The organism is Zoogloea dura, assembly GCF_012927165.1.
Lineage (GTDB): Bacteria > Pseudomonadota > Gammaproteobacteria > Burkholderiales > Rhodocyclaceae > Zoogloea > Zoogloea dura.
This window is the reverse complement of the sequence record NZ_JABBGA010000003.1, coordinates 206,780-228,871: the sequence shown is the minus strand read 5'-3', so window position 1 is coordinate 228,871 and position 22,092 is coordinate 206,780. Positions and strand designations below refer to the sequence as shown.

18 protein-coding genes are annotated in these 22,092 nt (G+C 66.3%); 9 read left to right on the top strand and 9 right to left on the bottom strand.

Translation table 11 applies throughout. The features are described 5' to 3' along the window. Positions 1–2: 2 nt before the first annotated feature. From HHL15_RS05560 to HHL15_RS05540, 5 genes are all read left to right on the top strand, one after another. Positions 3–1,205: an MCP four helix bundle domain-containing protein gene (locus HHL15_RS05560; RefSeq protein WP_169144839.1), complete on the top strand. Its 1,203-nt coding sequence runs from the start codon at positions 3–5 to the stop codon at positions 1,203–1,205. 4 nt (positions 1,206–1,209) lie between these two features. Beyond that, positions 1,210–3,879: a bifunctional diguanylate cyclase/phosphodiesterase gene (locus HHL15_RS05555; RefSeq protein WP_169144838.1), complete on the top strand. Its 2,670-nt coding sequence runs from the start codon at positions 1,210–1,212 to the stop codon at positions 3,877–3,879. Positions 3,880–3,982: 103 nt separating this feature from the next. Continuing rightward, on the top strand, positions 3,983–4,738 hold the full coding sequence (locus tag HHL15_RS05550; protein ID WP_169144837.1) for a MauM/NapG family ferredoxin-type protein: 756 nt from the start codon (positions 3,983–3,985) through the stop codon (positions 4,736–4,738). Then, entirely contained in the window at positions 4,735–5,616 is an 882-nt protein-coding gene (gene napH, locus HHL15_RS05545; RefSeq protein WP_169144836.1) for a quinol dehydrogenase ferredoxin subunit NapH, read from the top strand. The genes HHL15_RS05550 and napH overlap by 4 nt, the downstream gene beginning before the upstream one ends. 131 nt (positions 5,617–5,747) lie before the next feature. Further along, a complete protein-coding gene (locus tag HHL15_RS05540; protein WP_169144835.1) occupies positions 5,748–6,935 on the top strand; it encodes a YbfB/YjiJ family MFS transporter in 1,188 nt (395 codons plus the stop codon). Here the strand turns inward: HHL15_RS05540 and HHL15_RS05535 are convergent. Together HHL15_RS05535 and HHL15_RS05530 are read right to left on the bottom strand one after the other, a co-directional pair. Then, positions 6,932–7,543 carry an acyl carrier protein phosphodiesterase gene (locus tag HHL15_RS05535; protein WP_169144834.1) on the bottom strand — a complete coding sequence of 204 codons (612 nt, stop codon included), beginning with the start codon at positions 7,541–7,543 and terminating at the stop codon, positions 6,932–6,934. The two genes, HHL15_RS05540 and HHL15_RS05535, sit on opposite strands and share 4 nt — an antisense overlap. Continuing rightward, on the bottom strand, positions 7,540–10,101 hold the full coding sequence (locus HHL15_RS05530) for a response regulator (protein WP_169144833.1): 2,562 nt from the start codon (positions 10,099–10,101) through the stop codon (positions 7,540–7,542). The genes HHL15_RS05535 and HHL15_RS05530 overlap by 4 nt, the downstream gene beginning before the upstream one ends. 240 nt (positions 10,102–10,341) lie before the next feature. Here HHL15_RS05530 and HHL15_RS05525 point away from each other — a divergent pair, with 240 nt between their 5' ends. Then, the gene (locus HHL15_RS05525; protein WP_169144832.1) at positions 10,342–11,181 is read left to right on the top strand and encodes an aldo/keto reductase; all 840 of its coding nucleotides are present in this window, start codon (positions 10,342–10,344) and stop codon (positions 11,179–11,181) included. Between the two features lie 189 nt (positions 11,182–11,370). Then, positions 11,371–11,685, top strand: a complete 315-nt coding sequence (locus HHL15_RS05520; protein ID WP_169144831.1) for a hypothetical protein — start codon at positions 11,371–11,373, stop codon at positions 11,683–11,685. Positions 11,686–11,781: 96 nt separating this feature from the next. On the opposite strand, the gene HHL15_RS05515 is transcribed toward HHL15_RS05520, so the two are convergent. Both HHL15_RS05515 and HHL15_RS05510 read right to left on the bottom strand, forming a co-directional pair. Continuing rightward, the gene (locus HHL15_RS05515) at positions 11,782–12,399 is read right to left on the bottom strand and encodes an NAD(P)-dependent oxidoreductase (protein ID WP_169144830.1); all 618 of its coding nucleotides are present in this window, start codon (positions 12,397–12,399) and stop codon (positions 11,782–11,784) included. A gap of 77 nt (positions 12,400–12,476) precedes the next feature. Then, entirely contained in the window at positions 12,477–13,403 is a 927-nt protein-coding gene (locus tag HHL15_RS05510) for an MBL fold metallo-hydrolase (RefSeq protein WP_169144829.1), read from the bottom strand. Positions 13,404–13,505: 102 nt separating this feature from the next. On the opposite strand from HHL15_RS05510, the gene HHL15_RS05505 reads away from it, so the two are divergent. Beyond that, positions 13,506–14,429: a LysR family transcriptional regulator gene (locus tag HHL15_RS05505; RefSeq protein ID WP_169144828.1), complete on the top strand. Its 924-nt coding sequence runs from the start codon at positions 13,506–13,508 to the stop codon at positions 14,427–14,429. A 291-nt stretch (positions 14,430–14,720) separates the two neighbouring features. On the opposite strand, the gene HHL15_RS05500 is transcribed toward HHL15_RS05505, so the two are convergent. After that, positions 14,721–15,197 carry a hypothetical protein gene (locus tag HHL15_RS05500; RefSeq protein WP_169144827.1) on the bottom strand — a complete coding sequence of 159 codons (477 nt, stop codon included), beginning with the start codon at positions 15,195–15,197 and terminating at the stop codon, positions 14,721–14,723. 195 nt (positions 15,198–15,392) lie between these two features. Here HHL15_RS05500 and HHL15_RS05495 point away from each other — a divergent pair, with 195 nt between their 5' ends. Beyond that, entirely contained in the window at positions 15,393–16,463 is a 1,071-nt protein-coding gene (locus HHL15_RS05495; protein ID WP_169144826.1) for a DUF1176 domain-containing protein, read from the top strand. A gap of 799 nt (positions 16,464–17,262) precedes the next feature. Here HHL15_RS05495 and HHL15_RS05490 read toward each other — a convergent pair. From HHL15_RS05490 to gyrB, 4 genes are all read right to left on the bottom strand, one after another. Beyond that, positions 17,263–18,210: a DUF5655 domain-containing protein gene (locus HHL15_RS05490; protein WP_169144825.1), complete on the bottom strand. Its 948-nt coding sequence runs from the start codon at positions 18,208–18,210 to the stop codon at positions 17,263–17,265. Beyond that, complete coding sequence (locus HHL15_RS05485) at positions 18,207–19,265, bottom strand: virulence RhuM family protein (RefSeq protein ID WP_169144824.1); 1,059 nt, start codon at positions 19,263–19,265, stop codon at positions 18,207–18,209. Before HHL15_RS05485 ends, HHL15_RS05490 begins: the two co-directional genes overlap by 4 nt. Beyond that, a complete protein-coding gene (locus HHL15_RS05480; protein WP_169144823.1) occupies positions 19,262–19,465 on the bottom strand; it encodes a type I restriction-modification system subunit M N-terminal domain-containing protein in 204 nt (67 codons plus the stop codon). The genes HHL15_RS05485 and HHL15_RS05480 overlap by 4 nt, the downstream gene beginning before the upstream one ends. Positions 19,466–19,609: 144 nt before the next feature. Further along, on the bottom strand, positions 19,610–22,084 hold the full coding sequence (gene gyrB, locus HHL15_RS05475) for a DNA topoisomerase (ATP-hydrolyzing) subunit B (protein ID WP_169144822.1): 2,475 nt from the start codon (positions 22,082–22,084) through the stop codon (positions 19,610–19,612). Positions 22,085–22,092: the final 8 nt, after the last annotated feature.

The window sequence follows — 22,092 nt, the reverse complement described above, 5'->3', positions numbered from 1 at the left end:
CCATGAGTGAATCCATACGTATTGGAAGACGGATCCTTCTTCTTGTCGTCGCCTCGGTTTCACTGCTGCTCGCACTGCTCGTATCGTCGCTGATCCTGGCTTTCCATATGAATGCGCAGGTGACGACCCTGACCGGGAATGTCATTCCGAGTCTCGAGACCATCAACGGGGTGGCGGTCAAGTTCGCCTCCATCCGGGCGACGATCCTCCGTTACATGCTGGCTCCGGATGAGGCCGACCGCATGGAGCAGGCGCGGAAGCTGATGTTCTTCCGTCAGGGGCTGGACCGGGACCTGGCCCACTACGAGTCGGATTTCGTCGTTGACCCGAGGGAGAAGGCGCTGCTCCAGCAGGTCCGCGACGCGGTGCAGGCATTCGATGCCCGTCAGTACGAGATCCTGGCCGTGTCAGCTCAAGCGCAGGATGTCCGGGCTGCCCTGGCAGAAACCCAGCTTCCTCTTGGCCAGGTTTCCGAGGCCCTTCGCCGGCATCACGACTACAGCTTCCAGCTTGCCGCGGATGCCGTGGATGCATCCCGCCACAGCGCGCGCCTTGGTTCGGCAGCCATGGTCCTGCTGAGCCTGCTCGCCGCGGTTCCACTGCTGGTTTTCGCTTACCGGATCCGCGATGCGGTTGCGGAGATGGCCGAGGGTTTCCAGGGCAGGCTGGTCGACCTGCGCGAGCACGGGACGCAGGTCGCGGCAGCGGCGGCCGACCTGCTGCTGGTATCGCGCAAGCTCTCGGAGCTTGCTGATGGCCAGAGCATCCAGGCCGAGCAGATGAGGGCCACCGCGGATGATCTGGAGATCGGGATCCCGGGTGTCCATGATCGTCTGGCCGAGGCCCGGGAGCAGGTCGCCCGCACGGCCCGGACCTTGTCCCGGATGAAGGATGCCCTGGACAGCCTGGTGCTGAACGCCGGTCAGGCCCGGCCGGGGCCGTCCGATGAGCTGCTCAGACAGACCGTGGCGCTGTTCGGCGATCTCGAGGCGGATGTGGGGCGCAGCGGGGCGGTCATGCTGGCCACAGGTGTAACGGTCGAGGCGCAGTGCCGCAATACGATGCTCCTGATCCAGCAGAGTGGCAAAGTGGCGCGCCTGGTGGTCGAGAACACCGCCATCGCTGCCAATGCCTCGGCGAGTGCGCTGGGTCTGTTCTCCATCGCCCGGGTCATGAACGACGAGCTTGGCCGCCGGGCTGCCTGACGCCATGGAACGCATCCTGCACTTTCCCGAGTATTGCGTGCGGCTGGCAAAGCTGCGCTACCGGATCAGTCCGCTGCTTTCCGGCTACATCCTGATCACCCTCATCGTGCTTGCCGCGCTGATCGAGGCCTATGTTTCCTACGGCGTCCTCAAGGCCGAGACCGACCGGGAGCTGACCACCTTCTCCGATATGGTGGCCAGGAACCTGCAGCGCAGCGTGCAGGAGGCTGACGTGATTCTGCGCCACGTGACAGTGGCTTTTGAAGATGAGCAGTGGCTGGGCTATAGCGGCCGCGGGCTTCAGTCCGACGACTTCAAGGCCCTCAGTGAGAGTTCGCCTGAGGTGGCCGAGATCTTCCTGTTAGGGGCCGACAGCAAGCTCATCAGGCAGGCTGACAAACGGGACGGCCGCAAGCCGATCGGTGAGGCGTCTGCCGAATCCGATTTCTTCCGGGTGCACCGGGATGCACAGGATGTCGGCCTGTTCGTCTCCGACTCCTTCCTGGACTGGGCATCGGGGGAGGTGAGTTTCGTCGTGTCCCGCCGGCTCAACCATGCGGACGGCCGCTTTGCAGGCATTGTCGGCGCACGCTTCACTGCCTCGAAGATCGAGGGGTTGGTGGCCAGCCTGCTGTCCGGCAAGCCCTTTGCCGCACTCGTGTGCAAGACCAATGGCCGGCTGCTCGCCCGCCACCCTTTCAGTGAGCAGGCGATGAGCCTGGATCTCAGCGCCGATCCAGGCCTGGCGCGGGCCCTCGCGAAGCCGCGGCCGGTGCTCGGAGAGGATGGGCAGCTGATCGGGGGCATGCAGGGTGAGGTGGTCGAACTGGTCAGCCCGGTCGATCACGCCGTTCGTCTGGTGAGCTTTTCCTGGATCGGCAGCCTGCCGGTGCTGGTTGGCGTGTCCACCCGCCAGGAGGATTTCACCGAGCGCTGGATCGGCCGCCTGCAATGGATAGGCATCACCAGCCTGCTGGCGATCGTCGTCGTGCTGGTCCTGTTGCGCACGATCCATCTGCAGCTGAACAAGATCCAGCGTGAGAAGCGGCGCCTTGAGACGATCACCGACGCCGTCCGCGACCCGTGGCTGATCCTCGACGAGGACGGCACCATCATCCGGGCCAATCCGGCCGCCCGGCGCGAGCTGTGCCTGCCGGAGGCAAGCGCGCACTGGAGCAATGCGCTGAACTCCGAAAAATCCGTCCTGGACCGCCTGCCGGCCCTCGACGGTGCGCCCGAGAAGCAGCAGTGCCGGCGTTACGACGGCAGCGTCTTCCCGGCCGAAGCCAGCGCCGCCCGCCTGCAATGGCAGGGGCGCGCCATGATCATGCTGCAGCTCCACAACGTCGAGGAGCGGGAGCGCTATCAGGCCTCGCTGATGCGCCAGGCCTATTGCGACGAGGTCACCGGCCTGCCCAACCGCGCCTTGCTGGCCGAGCGCATGGCCCGCGGGCTGGCGGCGGCCAAACGCTACGGCTACTTCTGCGGCCTGCTGTTCATCGATCTGGACCACTTCAAGCGGGTCAATGACTCCCTCGGTCACGCCGGCGGGGATGCCCTGCTGCGCAAGGTGGGCGAGCGCATCAAGGAGATCGCCCGCCACTCGGATACCGCGGCCCGTTTTGGCGGCGACGAGTTCGTCATCTTCCTGGACCGCATCTCCGGCCGCTCCGAGGCGGTCAAGTGCGCCCAGCGGGTGCTCGACGCTTTCGAGCAGCCGGTGCTGGTGGATGACCGCCACCTGGTGGTGTCGGCCACCGTGGGGGTGGCCCTCTTTCCCGCCGACGGAGACACCCCGGAACAGCTCCTCAAGAACGCCGACGCCGCCATGTACGAGGCCAAGGCCCGCGGCCGCAAGCGCATCGGCTTCTATGGGCGTGAGACGGGGCTGCGCATCGAGCGCCACCTGGAGCTCGACATGGCCCTGCGCGGCGCCCTCGAGCGGCGGGAGATCTGGGTGGCCTACCAGCCCATCGTCGATGCTCACAGCGGCGAGGTGGTGAAGGCCGAGGCCCTGCTGCGCTGGACCCATCCGTCCCTCGGGGCGGTGCGGCCCGACGAGTTCATCGCGATTGCCGAAGAGAACGGCAGCATCCTCGACCTCGGCATCTGGGTGCTGCAGGAGGCCTGCAACCTGTCTCGCGAGTTCAAGGCCCGCAGTGGTCGTTCCCTCAAGGTGTCGGTCAATGTGTCGGCCGCCCAGTTCAAGGATTCCGACCTCCCCCGCATCGTCGACCGGGCCCTGCGCCGTGCCGGCATCACCCCCGAGGAGCTCGAGCTGGAGATGACCGAGAGCGTGCTCGTATCGCATGCCGAGGCGGTGAATGAGCGGATCGACGGGGTCAAGCAGCTGGGCATCAGCCTGGCCCTCGACGACTTCGGCACGGGCTACTCGTCGCTCTCCTATCTCACCCGCTTTCCCTTCGACACCCTCAAGATCGACCGGGCCTTCGTGTCGCGCCTGCCCGATCACCTGCCCAGCCTGGAGCTCACCAAGGCCATCGTGGCAATGGCCAAGAGCCTCAACCTGAAGGTCGTGGCCGAAGGGGTGGAGGACGAGCTGCAGGCCGACACTCTGCGCAGCATGGGCTGCGAGCATCTGCAGGGTTACCTGTTCGGCCGCCCGGTGGATCGCGACACCTTCCTGGATTCCTGCTGCGCCACCACCGGCTAGCGCCTGGCGCAGCGGCGCCTTGCCGTTTCCGGATAACACCTGCCCCCTGGCCGTGGCTATGGTGCAGTCAAGGGGCCGTGTTGGCGGACCGGTGGAGGCGGGCATGGACGATGGCGGAAAGGATCGCGGCACATTCACCGGCTTTCTGGATGCGGGCCGCCGCAAGTTCCTGCTGCAGGGGGCGGGCAGTGCCTGCGCCGCGGGTGTGGCCGGCCTGGGCTTGATGGCCCATGTGCAGCGTGCCCGCGCCCTGCCCTCCCAGGCCTTGCGGCCGCCCGGTGCACTGCCCGAGGCCGACTTCGACGCCGCTTGCGTGCGCTGCGGCCTGTGCGTGCGGGCCTGCCCCTTCACCACCCTCAACCTGGCGCCAGCCGGTGGTGGCATCCCGGTCGGCACACCCTACTTCGAAGCGCGCAGCGTGCCCTGCGAGATGTGCACCGACATTCCCTGCAAGGCGGCCTGCCCCACCGGCGCCCTGGCCCCCGTGCTCGACGACATTGCCCAGGCGCGCATGGGGGTGGCCGTGCTGGCCGACCCGGAGCGCTGCCTCAGCCTGCAGGGCATGCGCTGCGACGCCTGCTTCCAGGCCTGCCCCATCAAGGGTAAGGCCATCACCATGGAGCGCCTGCACAAGCCCGGCGGGATGACCGTCTTCATGCCCTCGGTGCATGCCGCCTGCACCGGCTGCGGCAAGTGCGAGCACGACTGCGTGCCTCAGGTGGCGGTGATCCGCGTGATGCCGGTGGCCCAGGTGCGCGGCGAACTCGAGCGCGGCCGGCGGCGCAGCGAGGCCGCCCTGGGCATGCCGCCCGCCGACCGCCCGGCGGTCAGCGCGCCGCCCCGGCCGAAGACGCGATGAGCGCCCGCCCCTTTCTGGCCGATGCCCTCGAACGCAAGGGCCGCTGGTTGAGCTATCGCTGGTTGATCCTGCGACGCCTGTCGCAGCTGCTGGTGCTGGCCGGCTTCCTGGCCGGGCCCTGCTGCGGGGTGTGGATCCTCGAGGGCAATCTCGCCTCCAGCCTGCTGCTCGGCCAGGTGCCGCTGGCCGACCCCTTCACCTTCATCCAATCCCTTGCTGCCGGGCATTCTCCGGCGCCGCAGGCGATGCTCGGCGCGGCCCTGGTGGCGGGGGGCTATCTACTGGTGGGTGGGCGCCTGTTCTGCGCGTGGGCCTGCCCGATCAATCCGGTGACCGACCTGGCCGGCTGGCTGCGCCGCCGGCTGGGCATCAAGTCGGGCTTCATGCCGTCCCGCCACTTCCGCCTGGCCTTGTTGCCGGCCTGTCTGCTGGCGGCGTGGCTGACCGGCAGCCTGGCCTGGGAGTACGTCAATCCGGTCACCGGGCTGATGCGCGGGCTGGTTTTCGGGCTGGGCTGGACCGGTGGGCTGGTGGGGGCGATCTTCCTGTTCGACCTGTTCGTGGTGCAGCGCGGCTGGTGCGGGCACGTCTGCCCGATGGGGGCCTTCTACGGCCTGCTCGGCAAGACCGCCCTGCTGCGGGTCAGTGCGCCGCGGCGCAGGGCCTGCACCGACTGCATGGACTGCTTCACCGCCTGCCCCGAGCCCCAGGTGATCCGCCCGGCGCTCAAGGGCAAGGGGACGCCGCTCATCCTCGATTCCAATTGCACCACCTGTGGCCGCTGCGTGGATGTCTGCGGCGAGAAGGTGTTCCGCCTCACCCACCGCTTTGACCGCAAGCTGGATGAGGCGGGGCCGCCTGCCCATCCGCCCTCCTGACGCATGCGCCAGGCGCATGGGGCGATGAGTTTTGCGCGCTTGCAGCTCTCCCGGTAGGGCCCGGATACTGCCGCGACGACCGCGGCCTCAGACCGCCGGCGCAAACCATAAAACGATCCGAGGAGACAGCCATGAGCGAGGCCCGCCAGCGCCTGAAAGTCCTGTTTGCAGGAGTCCTGGGACTCCTGCTGTTCCTGGGGGTGGCGCGCTTCGCCTACACCCCCCTGCTGCCCCTGATGCGCAGCCAGGCCGGCCTCGGCATCGAGGCCGGCGGCTGGCTGGCGGCGGCCAACTACGCGGGTTACCTGATCGGCGTGGTGGTGGTGGGGCGCATCGTCAGCCTCGCCGTCAAGGACCGCCTGTACCGCAGCGCCATGGTGGTGGCGGTGCTCAGCACCGTGCTGATGGGGCTCTCCACCCATGAATGGGTATGGGCCCTGTCGCGCTTCATCGCCGGCCTCAGCACCGCGGCCGGCATGGTGCTGGGGGCCGGGCTGGTGATCAACTGGCTGATGCGGCACCGCCAGCGCAGCGAGCTGGGCATCCATTTCTCGGGCATCGGCCTCGGCATCGCCCTGTGCTCCGTGGTGGTGATCTTCATCGGCGACCGCTTCGACTGGCGCGAGCAGTGGTTCCTGTTCAGCCTGATCGGCGCCCTGCTGGCGATCCCGGCCTGGCGCTGGCTGCCCCGCCCCGACATGGCGCCGCTGCCGGCCTCGGCCACCCACATGCACGATTCGCCTCCCGGCAACCTGTTCCGCCGGGTGCTGATGGCGGCCTACTTCTGTGCCGGGGTGGGTTACGTGGTGACCGCCACCTTCATTGTGGCCATCGTCAATGCCCAGCCCGCGATGAAGGGCCAGGGCACCTGGGTCTTCCTGGTGCTGGGGCTGGCCGCCGCGCCGGCCTGCATCCTGTGGGACCTGATCGCCCGCCGCACCGGCCAGGTGAATGCCCTGATCCTCGCCAGCCTGGCCCAGATCGTCGGCATCCTGCTGCCGGTGCTGGGCGACGGCCTGCTCCCGGCGATGGCGGGCGCGGCCCTCTTCGGCGGCACCTTTGCCGGCATGGTGAGTTTGGTGATGTCGATGTCGGGCCGCTACTACCCGACCCGCCCGGCCAAGATGATGAGCAAGATGACCGCCGCCTACGGCATCGCCCAGGTGCTGGCGCCGGCCCTCACCGGCCGGCTGGCGGCCCAGGGGGGAGGCTATGCCAGCGGGCTCTACCTGGCGGCGGCAGTGATGGGGCTGGGGGTGGTGCTGCTGATCGCCCTCGGCCTGATTCCCGACCGGGGGCGCGAGGCGGTGGCGGGCTAGTTGCCGTTGATGTTCCGCTGCTTCCGGTGGGCTGCGGCGAAGGCTGCTGCGTCGGGCATGAAGGCCAGGAAGTCGGCCTCGAAGCCGGCGTAGTCACGCCGCAGCTCCTCTCCTGAGCCGGCCAGGGGATTGGGCCGGCGCAGGCGGAATTCCGCCATCCGGTCCAGGGCCACGGCCACCGAGTCCGCCTCCCGGTAGCTGGACAGCCAGTCGTGTTCGACCATCCGCTCGAACACCGGGGTGAAGCTGGCTGGCAGGTCGCCCAGGCGGGCCTCGATCATGGTGTAGGTCTCGGCGGTGAAAGCCGCCAGCGGTTGCGGGCCGAAGCGGACCCAATGCCGGGCCAGGAAGTGGTCGTAGAACATGTCGATCATGATGCCGCCGACCCGCCGTCGTGCTTCGCTGACCCGTGCCCGGCTGCGCAGGAAGGCCGGGTGACCGTCGGCGAAGCTGTCGATGCGCCGGTGCAGCATCACCCCTGCTGCCAGCGCCGGGTCCAGTTCGGGTGGCGGGGGTGCGATGATGCCCTTCACGAAATCTCCCGCCACCCCGCCGATGCGGTCGGTGGGCAGCGGGCCGGCGAGCCAGGCGTGGGCGAGGAAGTTCATGGCGGGGAAGAGGGGGGGGCCGCTGGCGGCCGGGTGTCGGGCGGTGGGCTGTCCAGCCACCGGGTGATGACGAGGTACAGCGTTTCGGGATCGACGGGCTTGGCGATGAAGTCGTTCATGCCGGCTTCCAGGCAGTGTTCCCGATCGTCCGCAAAGGCATTGGCCGTCATGGCCACGATGGGGATGCGGGCGCCCGGGGTCAGTCTGCGGATCTCCCGGGTGGCGCTCAGGCCGTCCATGCGGGGCATCTGCATGTCCATGAGGATCAGCTCGTAGGCCGGCTTCAGGCGCACCGCCTCGACCGCGGCCAGGCCGTCCTCGGCTACATCCACCACCAGTCCCGCGTCTTCCAGCAGTTCGGTGGCGACTTCCTGGTTGATGGGGTCGTCCTCTACCAGGAGGATCCGGGCATTGGCGTGTCGTTGCTTGAGCATCTCACCGGTGTCATCGGGAGTGGGCTGCACCGGGGCGGGCTGGTTTTGCCCAGCCTTGCGCAAGCGGGCGGTGAACCAGAAGGTGCTGCCCAGGCCGGGGATGCTGTCGAGTCCGGCGTTGCCATCCATCAGCTCGGCGAGGCGGCGGGTGATGACCAGGCCGAGCCCGGTGCCGCCAAACAGCCTGTTGATGGAGTCGTCGCCCTGCTGGAAGGGCAGGAAGAGCTTCTCGCGGACTTCGGGCGTCACGCCGTTGCCCGTATCCTTCACCTCGAAGCGCAGGAGCACTTCGCTGTCGCTTTCTTCCTGCTTGATGGTGCGGATCTCGATGGTGCCGGCGCTGGTGAACTTGACCGCGTTGTTGGCCAGGTTCAGCAAGGCCTGGGTGATGCGGGTGGGGTCGCCGATCAAGTTGCCGGGCAGCTCGTCGCAGCTGACCTGCAGGGAGATGCCCTTGTTGCGGGCGGTCTCGGCCAGCATCGAGTAGATATGGGCGCCGATCAGGCGGACATCCATGTCGATGGATTCGAGGGTCAGCTTGTCGGCTTCGATCTTCGACAGGTCGAGAATGTCGGTGATGATCTCCAGCAGGTGCTGGGCGGCCTGGTTGATCTTGTCGAGCCGGGCGATCAGGTCCGGATCGGTGGCCTGGCGCCGGATGACGTAGGTGAGCCCGATGATCGCGTTCATGGGGGTGCGGATCTCGTGGCTCATGTTGGCCAGGAAGGTCGACTTGGCCTTGTTGGCGGCCTCGGCGGCCAGTTTGGCCTGGCTGAGCTCCTCGGTGCGCTGGAGGACCAGTTCCTCGAGGTGGTCCTTGTAGTGCTCCAGGTCGGTCTGGGCCTTGACCCGGTCGGTGATGTCGCGGGCCGAGCAGTAGAGCAGCCTTTCGCCCCGCAGGGTGATCCCGTGGGCCCGGATCTCCACGTCGGAGTAGGTGCCGTCCCGCCGGCGATGGCGGGTCTGGAAGCTGCTCTCCGTTTCCACGCAATGACGGATCATGTCCTTCAGGTCGGCTTCCCCGTATTGGCTGTCCCAATCCCGGACGTTCAGGGGCGGTGGGGACTGCGGATCGTAGCCGAGGGTGTGGTAGAAGGCGTCGCTGGCCTCCAGGAGGCGGCCGGACGTATCGATGATGTGGATGCCGTCGGTCGAGGTCTTGAGCAGTTCCTTGTAGCGGAATTCCTCGATCTGCTCCGTGTCGCGCACCTTGCGGTAGAAGTTGATGACCATGGCGATGCCGGTGCCCAGCAGCAGGGCCAGGGCCACGCTGTAGATGATGGCGGTACGCCGCCAGCCGCTCAGCACGTGCGCAGTGCCGATGCCGGAGATCACATAGATCGGGAGCCCTGCCACCTTGCGGTAGCTGAAGATCCGCTCGATACCGTCCACGCTGCCCGGGGCCAGGTAACTGCCCTGCTCCGGATCGCGGACGATGGCTTTCCGCAGCGTCTCGCTGCCGATCTGCGTGCCGACCACGCTGTCCGCAGCGGGGGCGCGGGCGATCAGGGTCAGGTCGGTATTGACCAGGGTCACCACATCACTGCCGCCGAGAGAGACACCGGAAAAGGCGCTGCTCAGCCACTGGCTGGGAATGGAGCTCTGGACGATGCCCGCAAACTTGCCGTTCTGGTCGGTGATGCCGCGGCTGAAGGTGAAGGTCCAGATGTTGGCGACCCGGGAAAACAGGGGGCCTTCGCCGAACAGCCCGGTGCTCTTGCCATCCTGGTGGATGCGGAAATACGCCCTGTCGGCGATCCTGGCCGTTGACGGCTGACCGCTGGCGTCGAACACGTAGTCGCCGTGCTCATTGATCAGGCGCAGGCTGAGGACACCCGGCACTTCCTCGAGCAGTCGCTTCAGCGTGGGGTTGAGGCTGTCGCGGGCCTCGTCGCCCCTGAGGTAGGCCGCGTAATGGAAGCGGGCTTCCCGCGTGATGAGATCGATCCGGCCGACGGAGGCGAGCAGCTCCCGTTCGATCAGGCGGGCCACCGAGGCGGTGACCGCGTAGGCGCCCTCGATTTCCCGCTGGCGGCTGCGTTGCAGCTCGATGGTCAGCAGCGCGCCGAGCAGGAGGACCACCGCAATGATGAGAGCCGCGGAGAGTGTGACCCTCGATTTCATGATGGCTGGCGTGCAAAGAGTGTCGGGCGACGAGTTCAGGAGCGCAATGCCTCTCCCCCAGGCTGCACTCTATTTTATGTCAGTGTTTAACATTATTGATCCGCGTCAGAGAGGCACGATTAATCAGGTGGTCACCGGACAGGGCTTGCGGCCTGAACCGGAGCCGGGTGACCCCTGTCCTAAGCCTGACGCACGCATCCGTACCTCCCTTTTCTTTCATACCCCGACCCGACCCTGCCCATGACTTCCGCTATTTCCCTTGCCCCGACCCTGCCCCTCGCCCCGGGCGTGGACATCCCCCTCCTCGGCCTCGGTACCTGGCCGATGAATGACGACGAGGCCGCCGTGGCGGTGGCCGAGGCCTTGCGCATCGGCTACCGGCATGTGGATACCGCCGAGAACTACGCCAACGAGCGTGGGGTGGGCGAAGGCCTGCGCCGCTCGGGGCTGGCCCGGGAGGAGGTCTTCATCACCACCAAGTTCAACCGCCAGTGGCACAGCGTGGAGGGTGCCCGCCAGGCCTGCGAGGCCAGCCTGGCCAGGCTTGGGGTGGATTACATCGACCTGCTGCTGGTGCATTGGCCCAACCCGGACCAGGACCGCTTTGTGGAGGCCTTCGAGGGGCTGGTCAAGCTGCGCGAGGCCGGCCAGGTGCGTGCCATCGGCACCTCCAACTTCAAGCCGGCCCACCTGCAGCGGCTCTTCGACCTGGGCCTGCTGCCCCAGCTCAACCAGATCCAGCTCGACCCCTACCACCGCCGCGACGATCTGCTGGCCATCCACCACCAGCGTGGCATCGCCACCGGCGCCTGGCGCCCGCTGGGCTGCGGCAACGCGATGCTGGCCGACCCGCTGATCACCCGCATCGCCGAGGCCCACGGGCGGACTCCGGCCCAGGTGGTGCTGCGCTGGATCGTCCAGCAAGGCATCGTCGCCACCCCCAAGTCGGCCAATCCCGTGCGCCTGGCCGAGAACCTGGACATCTTCGGCTTCAGCCTGAGCGAGGCCGAGATGGCGCGCCTCGACACCCTGGACCGCCCCGACCCGACGATGCTGGACGCAGACAGCTTCGGGCACTGATTTGCCTGCAGGCCGGGGCGCGGTGCCCTGGCCCCGCTCCACTACGGCAAACAAAAGGAGTGAACCAGTCCATAGGCGCCCCGTGAGCATAGGGGCAGGATGGGCGCACATAAACCTCGCAGCAGAAGCCCACCCTCTGCGCCAGCGCCGGCTCCACACCTGGCCTGGATCACGTGCAGTGCCCGCATCATGGAACATTCCAATCCGCTCCGCGCCTGGTACCGCCATGGCCATTGGCTCGACACCCCGCAGGGGGTGATCGTCCTGCTCTCCATCCCGGTCTGCTGGTTGACCGGCCTGGCCTCACTCCTGTGGCAGGACGACGCCAGGCCGCTCTTTCTGGACGACAGCCCGGCCCTTTATTTCATCGCGCCCGTCCTGGCCTTCCTGTATTTCCTGAGGGTCGGGGTGGTGGGTGGGCGCGGCTTCCGGTCATCCTGGTGGAGTACCGCGGTGGTGGCCGTGATCGTCGCCGTACCTTTTGTGTTGCCGTATTTGAGGTGAGGGAGAAAACGCGGCCGTTTCGAGCCGCTGTAGTACGAAGAAAGGCTCCGCAAGGAGCCTTTCTTCATGCTGCGGCCGGCTTGCGGTACGCCGGTTTCAATAGCCGACGGTGAAGCGCGCGCGCGAATGCCGCGGTGCTTCGATCTCGTCGGCCAGGGCGATGGCGTAGTCCTCCATGGAGATGTGGCTCTGGCCGTCGGCGTCCACCAGCAACTGGTCGCCGCCCAGGCGGAAGTGGCCGGTGCGCGGGCCGGGTTCGAACAGGGCCGAGGGGGAGATGAAGGTCCAGTCGAGCTCACTCTCGGCGCGCAGGGCCTGCAGGAAGCTGCGGCCGCTGCTGGCTTCGGCCTTGTAGATCTCGGGGAACTCGGGTGTGTCGATGAGGGCCTTGCCCGGCGCCACTTCGAGGCTGCCGGCGCCGCCGACCACGACGATCCGCTTGACGCCGGCCTGCTTGGCTGCGGCGATGAGGGTGGCCGCGTCGATGCCGCCGACGAAGCGGGTGCTGCTGACCACCACGTCGTGGCCTTGCAGCAGCGGGGTGAGGGTGCCGGCGTCGGTGGCGTCGGCGGCCTTCAGGCTGAGGCCGGGCTGCGGCGCGGCCTTGGAGATGTCGCGGGCGATGCCGGTGACGCTGTGGCCGCGTTGCAGCAGTTCGGTGGCAATGCGGGAGCCGGCGCGGCCGGTGATGCCGAGGATGGCGATGTGGGTCATGGGGTTCTCCTTGATTGAACGGGGGTTATGGGGGCTATGGGGGCTAGGGGGCTACTGATCGGGTGGGATGGACGGGCTCACTGGGGCCACTTGAGCTCGCCCTTGATGACTTTGGCGCCGAGCTCGAGGGAGGCGGACTCGCGCAGCTGCGGGTAGTGCTGCTTCATGGCGGCGACGAGCTGGGTGGCGTCCCCGGCGCGGGCGGCGGCCTGCTCGAAGGTCTGCAGGTAGGCCTGGGTGAACTTCACCGCGGCCAGGGTGGTGGGGGCCGAGCCATCGGGGTTGGGCAGGTAGTGGCCGGGCACCACGGCGCGGGGCTGGAGGGCGGTGATGGCCTTGAGCGTCTTCTGCCACTGCTGGCGGGATGCGGGGGTCTGGGTGTCGGCCATCCAGACATGGATGTTGGCGGCCACGGGAATCCCGCCCACCACGGTGCGCAGGGACGGGATCCACACGAAGCGGCGGGCCTGCTCGGGGCCGGTGATGTCCAGGCGCTGGCCGTCCACAGTGAGGCTGGTGCCGTCCAGGGTGTCGGGGACGATGACTTCCTGCGGGGCCTTGTCCTTGAGGATGGGGCCCCAGTAGGCGAGCTTGCCGTCCTTGCTGGCCCGGATGTGGGCCACGGTCTGCGGGGTGGCGACGATGCGCGCGTCGGGGAAGGCGCGGCGGATCACGTCCAGCCCGAAGTAGTAGTCCGGGTCGCCGTGGCTGATATAGACCGTGGTGAGCTTCTTGCCGGTGGCCTGGATGCGCGCCACCAGGGCTTCGGCGTCGTTGCGCTGGAACTGGGCGTCGATCAGCAGCACTTCGGTCTTGCCGGCGACGATCGCCGAGGAGACGGGGAAGATGGCCTGGTCGCCCGGGTTGTACACCTCGAGGGTGAGTGGCTCGGTGATGAGCGGCTCGGTGGGCTGGGCAGCGAGGGCGCCGGCGGCGAAGGCCAGGCCGAGGGCGCTGGCGGCCAGCGTGCGGAGGAAGGGGCGGCGGGAGGGCTGGCGGGACATGATGGGATGGCTCCTGAAGGTTGATGTCCGCCATCGTATGTTTCTTGTTCCGGTGGAAAAACCGCATAATCGACAAATGTTTGTTGCACTGATCGATTGAATATGGACCGTGTAACTGCCGCCGAAGTGTTTGTAGAGATCGCCGAACGGGGCAGCATGGCCGCCGCCGCCGATGCGCTGGAGATGTCGCGGGCCATGGTGACGCGCTACCTGGCGCAGATGGAGCAGTGGGCCGGGGCACGCCTCCTGCACCGCACGACCCGCCGCCTGAGCCTGACGGCGGCCGGCGAGCAGGTGCTGGCGCGCTGCCGGGGCATGCTGGCTTTCGCCGCCGAGATGCCGACCCTGCCGGCCGACGATGCCTCGGCCGTGCGCGGCCTGTTGCGGGTGGCCTGCGCCCAGTCCATGGCCCAGGAGGTGCTGGCCCCGGCGATGACCGCCTTCCTGCGCCGCCACCCCCTGGCGGCGGTGGATCTGCGTGTCGATTCGCGGGCGGTGAACCTGGTGGAGGAGCGCATCGACCTGGCCATCCGCATCACCAATGACCTGGACCCCAACCTGATCGCCCGCCGCCTGGGCGACTGCATCTCGGTGGTGTGCGCCGCGCCGGCCTACCTGGCCGAGCACGGCAGCCCGGCGCGGCCCGAGGCCCTGGCAGGCCACAACTGCCTCACCTACTCCTACTTCGGGCGCAGCCTGTGGGAGTTTGCCGATGGCGCCGGCGAGCGCATCAGCGTGCCGGTGGGCGGCAACCTGAGCGCCAACGAGGCCCAGGCGCTGCTGGCGGCGGCGGAGCACGGCGCAGGCATCTCGATGCAGCCCCTGTATGCGGCCAGGGCGCTCATCGAGGCCGGCCGCCTGGTGGCTTTGCTGCCCGGCTATGAAGTCAAGGCGCTGGGCATCCACGCGGTGTTCCAGTCCCACCGCCAGATGCCGCCGGTGCTGCGGGCGCTGGTGGATTTTCTGGTGGAGTGGTTTGCCCGGCCGGAGTGGGCGGCGGGGCCTGCCCGTCAGCGGGCCGGTTAGCCTCGGAGCCCAACTTGTTGCCTTCGGTGGGAGGCCGGTTGGGCTCCGAGGCCAGTGGGTTTCGCTCTGCGCTGAACTCACTGGGCTCGGAAGGAAACAAGTTGGGCTCGGAAGGAGGATGAGCTGGGTTCAGCGCTGAACTTGTTCATCTCCGAGCCCGGTGAGTTCAGCCCGGAGCCCAGTCAGCGAGTGTCTGAGGAGAACGGGTTCAGCCTGGAGGGAAACACGTTGGGCTCAGAGGGAAACCCGCTTCCCTCTGAGCCCAACCCGAGTGCCGCGGGGGCCGGTGGGTCAGGTGGGTTCGCCGGCCGCAGCCGCCCGGCGCCGGCCTTGCCCCGCGAAGCGCACCGATGCCTGGTTGCGCAGCTCATCCAGTGCTGCGCCCTTGCCGGCCAGCTTGGCGAAGCGGTAGCCCTCCAGGGCGGCGCTGTAGATGTCGCTGCCGAGGGCCATCTCGGTGTCCTCCCCGCGCTGGGCCAGCGCAACAAGCCGGGCGACCACGGGCCGCAGCTGGTCCAGGGCCGCGAGATCTGCGGCAAACTCCTTCAGGTTGAAGCTGCCCGGCATCATGTCGGGTGACTGGGCGATCACATCGTGCGCCTTGCGCGCGAACATCTCGGATTTTGGACCCATCTTGTTCAACTCCCGGCGCTCCTCCACCGACAGGGACACCAGGCCCGACAGATTCCTTTCCAGCACCGCCAGGGCGCCCTGCACCTGCTCGATCTGGTCGCTGGAAAGCGACAGGGAAACCACGTTCTGGGACATTGTCTCGCTCCTTGTAAATGGCATTTGTTAATGACATTGGCACCATCCGGTGCGCCAGGGATTGTGGAAGCCGGGCGGCGGACATGTCAAAGGTATATGTGGAAAAAAGGGTGTCGGCGCAGGCTGCGGCGCGGCGGGCAGTCTGCATAATGGCGGCCACCCACCCCCTCACCCGCCGAACGATCTGCCCACCCCATGCGCCTCCCCGCCCTGCTCCTGTCCGCCCCCCTGCTCCTCGCCACGCCGGCCCTGCGGGCCGCCGACCTGCCCCAGGCCCGCTTCTCCCATGGCGACTGGGAGCTGGCCTGCGACAACACGCGCACCTGCCGCGCCGCCGGCTACAGCGCCGACGGCGCCGAGCTCAGCGTCTCCGTGCTGCTCACCCGCCAGGCCGGGCCGGACCAGCCGGTCAGCGCCGAGGTGAAGATCGGCCGCTACGGCGACAACCCGGTGGTGGACGCGCTCCCCAAGCGCTTCCGCCTGAACCTGCAGATCAACGGCAAGGCCCAGGGCACGGTGGCCTTCGACAGTGACAGCCTGCAGGGCCGCCTCGACACGGCCCAGGTCAATGCCCTGCTGGCGGCGCTGAGCCGCAAGAGCAGCCTCGAATTCGTGCGCAACGGCAGCACCTGGGCCCTGTCCGACAGCGGCGCCGCCGCCGTCCTGCTCAAGATGGACGAATTCCAGGGCCGCCTCGGCACCCCCGGCGCGATCATCCGGCGCGGCAAGCAGCCGGAGAGCGGCGTGCTCCCCATGCTGCCCGGCCTCAGCGTCAAGCCCGGCCCCCTCGCCCCCGCCAGGGCCGGCGACAAGGGCTGGGTCAAGCAGCAAGGCCCGGCCCTCCTCAAGGCCCTGCGCGCCACCCTCAGGAACGAGGACACCGACTACTGCCCCGACCTCACCGAGCCCGATCCGTCCTTCCAGGAAGCCCCCACCGCCACCCGCCTCAGCGACACCCGCCTGCTCGTCGCCACCCGCTGCTGGAGCGGCGCCTACAACGTCGGCTATGGCCACTGGATCGTCAACCAGGCCCCGCCCTACCAGCCGGTGCTGGTCACCACCAGCGGCTCGGAGTACCAGGCCGGCACCCTCACCGCGACCCACAAGGGCCGCGGCCTGGGCGACTGCTGGTCGTCGGACGAATGGCTGTGGGACGGCAAGGGCTTCGTGCTGACCCATTCGACCACCACCGGCATGTGCCGCCTCATCGCCCCCGGCGGCGCCTGGGATCTGCCGACGCGGGTGGGGCTGGGCGGCGGGGAATGACGCTTGAATGACGAGGCCGTGAGGCGGTGAGGCGGGATTGAGGCGGCGATGGCAGCCCCGATGCCGCCTCCCCCGCCCCGGGAGGCCAATCAATTTACTTATGGATAAATAGAAAACTTTGCACGCAGAGCGCGCGCAGGACGCCTAGAATTGGCTTGTCTCCTCCACCCTCCTCCTTTGGTGTGGATTAAGCCCGAGCCCTTACAGGCCCGGGCTTTTTTTTTGGCCCGGCGGGCCCCCGGCAGCCCGGGATGGGGGCTTGCCATAAGTTAAATTTCGTGGATTTTTGTACAAAATACTCTTATAGTTCCGGCCGTTACGGAGGAGTTGCGCGGGGTCAGCCAGTGACAAAAGATGACTACAAACACGGCGGCCTCACGCGTTGAGTGAGCCTAGGAACTGCCCGGGCACAATCTGGGCAGTTCCTAGTATTTTTTGGGCTCGACTCGATATCCGGTTGCAGTGGCAGGAGATGCAGGCAAGGCTCGATCAGATGAACTGAAAATAAAAAGGCTCCAGTCGGAGCCTTTTTATTTTTCTGCCATCGAAGTGCTCATTGATTGTCTCGAAAACTGAAAAAACCGGATATGCCACCCGCGACGCCCTGCAAACAGATCACATACCGCTTGGAGTGCGGTCTCATCAATTTCAGACAGTAGATCTGCCTCACTCCCCCCGCACTCGTGAATTCAAGTCAGCCATTTGTGCTGTCTGAAGCTCAAGGTAGTTCAACCCAAGCGCGAGGCATTTACTCGTCAATGCGATCAAGGCAGCGGGCGGTGTGGAAATGTAGGCGCACTCAGTTTTCCTGGTACGCCCGCTCGATCAGACCCTTGGCCTTCTCGAAGTCGGCAGGCGTGCGCAAGGTCAGCTCCAGATCACCGGTTCCCCAGTGACCAATATTGCCCACGTCACGTGTGAAGCCCTCTTCAAGTTGCACTGTTGCCGGGTCGAGCTTGATGATCAGGAAGACATGCGGATCGACTTTCGAGATCAGCGACATGCATACGAAGTTCTTCAAGCGGCGGAAAGCCACATAGAGCTTCAGCGGCTTCTCGATGATGTCGTCCCCCTGTACGAGAATGAAGCTGCGCGTCTGCTCGAACAGCGCCAACAACTCGGGTGAGGCGGTGGCGATCTGGTCGGCGTGCGTCTTCATCGCCAGGGTGGAGGCTGCTGGCACCTTGGCCGGCTTGTCGATAGCCGATTCAATTACTTCGGCAACAAATTGCGTACTGGCTGCGCTCGCTCCGTTCACCAGTTCGAGCAGCAGCAGCTCCTCGTCGAACAATTTGTAGCGGATCAGCTCGATATTGCGGTTGATTTGCGAGACTGCGTGTTCGTCATAGCGGGTGAAGTCCGCCGCAATACACAGCAGACGGGTGCCGTTCCACTCGATCTTGTCCGCGTTGTCCTTGCCCAGTCGTTTCATCACCAGCAGCTGAAACTCTGCTTTGTGATCGAGCAGCCAGTCCAGATAGAACAGGCCCTGGTTGATGACGTTCTCGTTGCTGTGGCGCTTGTACTCGATGATCACCGGGCAGCCGTTTTCATCCAGTCCCAGCGAATCGATGCGTCCGCGATGCTTGGGGCCGGTGCTGTACTCGGTGGCAAGGAAACGGACGCCGAGAAAGGTCTCCATCTGCGATTCGATCAGGCGCTGCAAGCTGCGCTCGATGGCTGCCGTTTTGCCGGCCAGCTCGCTGGCGCTGTCGTGGGTGTAGCGGAAGAGTTTGATGTCGCTCACTTGGGGCCTCGCATGCGGGTTTTGCTGGTGGGTTTTGGCAATTCCTTGGCTGCGGCTTCCAGTATCTGCATGTTGCTCGCTTCGCCTTCGGCTTCCAGCAGAGCACGGCGCTGGGCAGCAAAGCGTTCGTACTCCGCCTCGGCATGTGCGATGGCCTGTTTGTGCGAGCGGCTGCCCGCACCTGGCAGTACCTCGCGTTCGTTGAACTTCAGAAAGTCGTTCAGCTTCGCTTCCCAATCCTTGAGGAAGACCTCCTTGCGGCGTTTGGCCTGATCCTCGGCAAAATCCAGCCACATCGTCACGATGCGGTTCAACTCGTCGATCTCGCCTTCACGCAGGTAGTTCTTCGCCACGCGGGCATCGGTCTTGTTCACACGATCCGACTTCCAGGTCGTCAGCCCCATGTTGGGTGCCGAGGCATCCGCCCGCTGAATGATCAGCTCGGCTGCTGTCTTGCCCGTCACCGCGAAATGCAGCTTGTTCTGGATGGTCTGGAAGAACTGAGTCGTTTCGGCCAGGCTGGGCGAATAGTCCGCGGCCATCGCGAAGATCTCGCGCACCCGGAGGTACATCCGCCGTTCGCTGGCGCGGATGTCACGGATGCGGCCGAGCAGCTCGTCGAAGTGGTCCGGCGCTGACAGTTGCCCTACGGGCGGGTTCTTCAGTCGCTCGTCATCCATGGTGAAGCCCTTGACGAGATACTCCCGCAGCCGCTCCGTCGCCCAGCGGCGGAACTGCGTGCCGCGTACCGAACGCACTCGGTAGCCCACGGCAAGGATGGCGTCGAGGTTGTAGAAACTCAGCTCGCGTTTGACCTGCCTGCCGCCCTCGGTACGAACTTGTAAGTACGGCTTACAGGTTGCGGCAGGATCAATTTCCCCTTCCTTGTATAACGCCTTCAAATGCAAAGTGATGTTCTGCGGCGTGGTCTGGAACAGCTCGGCCATCAGGGCCTGGCTCAACCACAGGGTTTCCTCGGTAAAACGGCATTCGATGCGGGTCTTGCCGTCTTCGCTCTCATAGAGCAGGAACTCACCGACGGGCTGATCGCTCATGCACCGGCCCTCCTGGCGTCGAATGCTTGCCGCATCTTCTGCTTGTGATCGGCCAGTACGAGCTCAAATCGGCGCAGTACTACGAGATGGAGTATGACGCGACGGTACTGCGGCGGACGATAGGGGCCGCGCAGCTTGTTGGCGAGATTCCAGATGAAGCAGGAGGGATTCTGGTGTGGAGGGGATTGCACTGGGTTCATGGAAGCCGGCACTTCTGCGGATGAGGAATGGATTTTATGACCTGAAAGAAAAACGGGACCAGAAGGTCCCGTTTATTTCAGTATCCGTGGCAGTGATTCTTCACTCACCTCGCACAGATCACCTTTTATGTCATTCAACAGTTCTCACACATCCAGGTTCCGCGCATACAGCGCGTTCTCCTCGATGAAGGCCCGGCGCGGTTCCACGTTGTCGCCCATCAGGGTGGTGAAGATCTCGTCTGCTGCAATGGCGTCGTCGATCTGCACGCGGAGCAGGCGGCGCACGGCCGGGTCCATGGTGGTTTCCCAGAGCTGCTCGGGGTTCATTTCGCCGAGACCCTTGTAGCGCTGCTTGCTGAGGCCGCGTTCGACGTCGGCGAGCATCCAGCGGATGGCGTCGGCGAAGCTGCTGACGCCTTGCTGCTTTTCGCCGCGGCGCATGAGGGCGCCGGCCTGGATGAGGCCGGAGATGGATTCGGTGGCCTGGCGGATGATGCGCCAGTCGCCGGAGCGCAGGAAGTCGCCGTCGATCTGGGTGAGCTTGCGGTTGCCGTGGTGCATGCGGGCGATGTCGAGGACCCAGCTTTCGCCGCCTTCGTCGCGGTGGGCTTCGATGCTGACGCTGGTGCCGACGGCGGCCTGCAGGCGTTGGGCGGAGTCGCGGGCGGCGGCTTCGTCTTCGACGGAGAGGGGCAGGTCGTTGGCGAGCAGGGCGTGCAGGACGTCGGAGTCGATCCAGTCGGCGAGGCGGCGGATGACGCCTTCGGCGAGCAGGTAGGTACGGGCGAGGCCGCCGAGGGCGTCGCCCTGGATGGCCTCGGCGCCTTCGCCGGGGATGAGGGTGGCGCCGTCGAGGCCGAGCTTGAGCAGGTGGGCGTTGAGCTCGTTGTCGTCCTTGATGTACATCTCGTTCTTGCCGTGCTTGATCTTGTAGAGCGGCGGCTGGGCGATGTAGATGTGGCCGCGCTCGACGAGTTCGCGCATCTGGCGGTAGAAGAAGGTGAGCAGCAGGGTGCGGATGTGTGCGCCGTCCACGTCCGCGTCGGTCATCAGGATGATGCGGTGGTAGCGCAGCTTCTCGGGCTTGAAGTCTTCGGTGCCGATGCTGGTGCCCAGGGCGGTGATGAGGGTGGCGATCTGCTCGGAGCTGATGAGCTTGTCGAAGCGGGCGCGCTCGACGTTGAGGACCTTGCCGCGCAGCGGCAGGATGGCCTGGAACTTACGGTCGCGGCCCTGCTTGGCGGAGCCGCCGGCGGAGTCGCCCTCGACGATGTAGATCTCGCACAGGGCGGGGTCTTTTTCCTGGCAGTCGGCGAGCTTGCCGGGCAGGCCGACGCCGTCGAGCACGCCCTTGCGGCGGGTCATTTCGCGGGCCTTGCGGGCAGCTTCACGGGCACGGGAGGCTTCGACGATCTTGCCGCAGATGGTCTTGGCGTCGATCGGGCGCTCGAGCAGGAAGTCGGCGAGCTTCTGGGCGACGACTTCTTCGACCGCCGGGCGGGCTTCGCCGGAGACCAGCTTCATCTTGGTCTGGGAGGCGAACTTGGGGTCGGGCATCTTGACCGACAGCACGCAGGCGAGGCCTTCGCGCATGTCGTCGCCGGAGATGTCGACCTTGGCCTTCTTGGCGATCTCGTTCTCTTCGATGTACTTGTTGATGACGCGGGTCATCGCCGCGCGCAGGCCGGTGAGGTGGGTGCCGCCGTCGGCCTGGGGGATGTTGTTGGTGAAGCACAGCACCTGTTCGGCATAGCTGTCGTTCCACTGCATGGCGACTTCGACGGTGATGGGCACGCCGTTCTGGATGGATTCGCCGCTGGCGTGGAAGACCGTGGGGTGGAGCACGGACTTGGCGCGGTTGACGTATTCGACGAAGCCGGCCACGCCGCCTGCGAAGGCGAAGTCTTCTTCCTTGCCGGTGCGGCGGTCGATCAGGCGGATCTTGACGCCGTTGTTGAGGAAGGAGAGTTCGCGCAGGCGCTTGGCGAGGATTTCGTAGTGGTATTCGACGGTGCCGAAGATCTCTTCGTCGGCCAGGTAGTGCACCTCGGTGCCGCGCCGGTTGGTGTCGCCGAGCACGCGCAGGGGGCTGGTCTCGATGCCGTCGACGACTTCGATCAGGCGGTCGACGGCGTGGCCGCGGTTGAATTCGATGCCGTACTTCTTGCCGTCGCGGCGCACGGTGAGGCGCAGCCACTTGGAGAGGGCGTTGACGCAGGAGACGCCGACGCCGTGCAGGCCGCCGGAGACCTTGTAGCTGTTCTGGTTGAACTTGCCGCCGGCGTGCAGCACGCACATGACGATCTCGGCGGCGGAGCGCTTGGGCTCGTGCTTGTCGTCCATCTTGACGCCGACCGGGATGCCGCGGCCGTTGTCGGTGACGGAGATGGAGTTGTCGGCGTGGATGGTGATGACGATGTCGTCGCAGTGGCCGGCCAGGGCTTCGTCGATGGCGTTGTCGACGACTTCGAAGACCATGTGGTGCAGGCCGGTGCCGTCGGAGGTGTCGCCGATGTACATGCCCGGCCGCTTGCGCACGGCCTCCAGCCCCTCGAGCTGCTGGATGCTGGATTCGTCGTAGTTGTCGGCGGGTGCGGGTTGTTGCGGCGTATCGGACATGGCGTTCT

Excerpts from the sequence above, each read along its gene's own strand:
- HHL15_RS05560 (WP_169144839.1), top strand. The coding sequence starts at position 3 with ATGAGTGAATCCATACGTATTGGAAGACGGATCCTTCTTCTTGTCGTC.
- HHL15_RS05555 (WP_169144838.1), top strand. The coding sequence starts at position 1,210 with ATGGAACGCATCCTGCACTTTCCCGAGTATTGCGTGCGGCTGGCAAAG.
- HHL15_RS05550 (WP_169144837.1), top strand. The coding sequence starts at position 3,983 with ATGGACGATGGCGGAAAGGATCGCGGCACATTCACCGGCTTTCTGGAT.
- napH (WP_169144836.1), top strand. The coding sequence starts at position 4,735 with ATGAGCGCCCGCCCCTTTCTGGCCGATGCCCTCGAACGCAAGGGCCGC.
- HHL15_RS05540 (WP_169144835.1), top strand. The coding sequence starts at position 5,748 with ATGAGCGAGGCCCGCCAGCGCCTGAAAGTCCTGTTTGCAGGAGTCCTG.
- HHL15_RS05535 (WP_169144834.1), bottom strand. The coding sequence starts at position 7,543 with ATGAACTTCCTCGCCCACGCCTGGCTCGCCGGCCCGCTGCCCACCGAC.
- HHL15_RS05530 (WP_169144833.1), bottom strand. The coding sequence starts at position 10,101 with ATGAAATCGAGGGTCACACTCTCCGCGGCTCTCATCATTGCGGTGGTC.
- HHL15_RS05525 (WP_169144832.1), top strand. The coding sequence starts at position 10,342 with ATGACTTCCGCTATTTCCCTTGCCCCGACCCTGCCCCTCGCCCCGGGC.
- HHL15_RS05520 (WP_169144831.1), top strand. The coding sequence starts at position 11,371 with ATGGAACATTCCAATCCGCTCCGCGCCTGGTACCGCCATGGCCATTGG.
- HHL15_RS05515 (WP_169144830.1), bottom strand. The coding sequence starts at position 12,399 with ATGACCCACATCGCCATCCTCGGCATCACCGGCCGCGCCGGCTCCCGC.
- HHL15_RS05510 (WP_169144829.1), bottom strand. The coding sequence starts at position 13,403 with ATGTCCCGCCAGCCCTCCCGCCGCCCCTTCCTCCGCACGCTGGCCGCC.
- HHL15_RS05505 (WP_169144828.1), top strand. The coding sequence starts at position 13,506 with ATGGACCGTGTAACTGCCGCCGAAGTGTTTGTAGAGATCGCCGAACGG.
- HHL15_RS05500 (WP_169144827.1), bottom strand. The coding sequence starts at position 15,197 with ATGTCCCAGAACGTGGTTTCCCTGTCGCTTTCCAGCGACCAGATCGAG.
- HHL15_RS05495 (WP_169144826.1), top strand. The coding sequence starts at position 15,393 with ATGCGCCTCCCCGCCCTGCTCCTGTCCGCCCCCCTGCTCCTCGCCACG.
- HHL15_RS05485 (WP_169144824.1), bottom strand. The coding sequence starts at position 19,265 with ATGAGCGATCAGCCCGTCGGTGAGTTCCTGCTCTATGAGAGCGAAGAC.
- HHL15_RS05480 (WP_169144823.1), bottom strand. The coding sequence starts at position 19,465 with ATGAACCCAGTGCAATCCCCTCCACACCAGAATCCCTCCTGCTTCATC.
- gyrB (WP_169144822.1), bottom strand. The coding sequence starts at position 22,084 with ATGTCCGATACGCCGCAACAACCCGCACCCGCCGACAACTACGACGAA.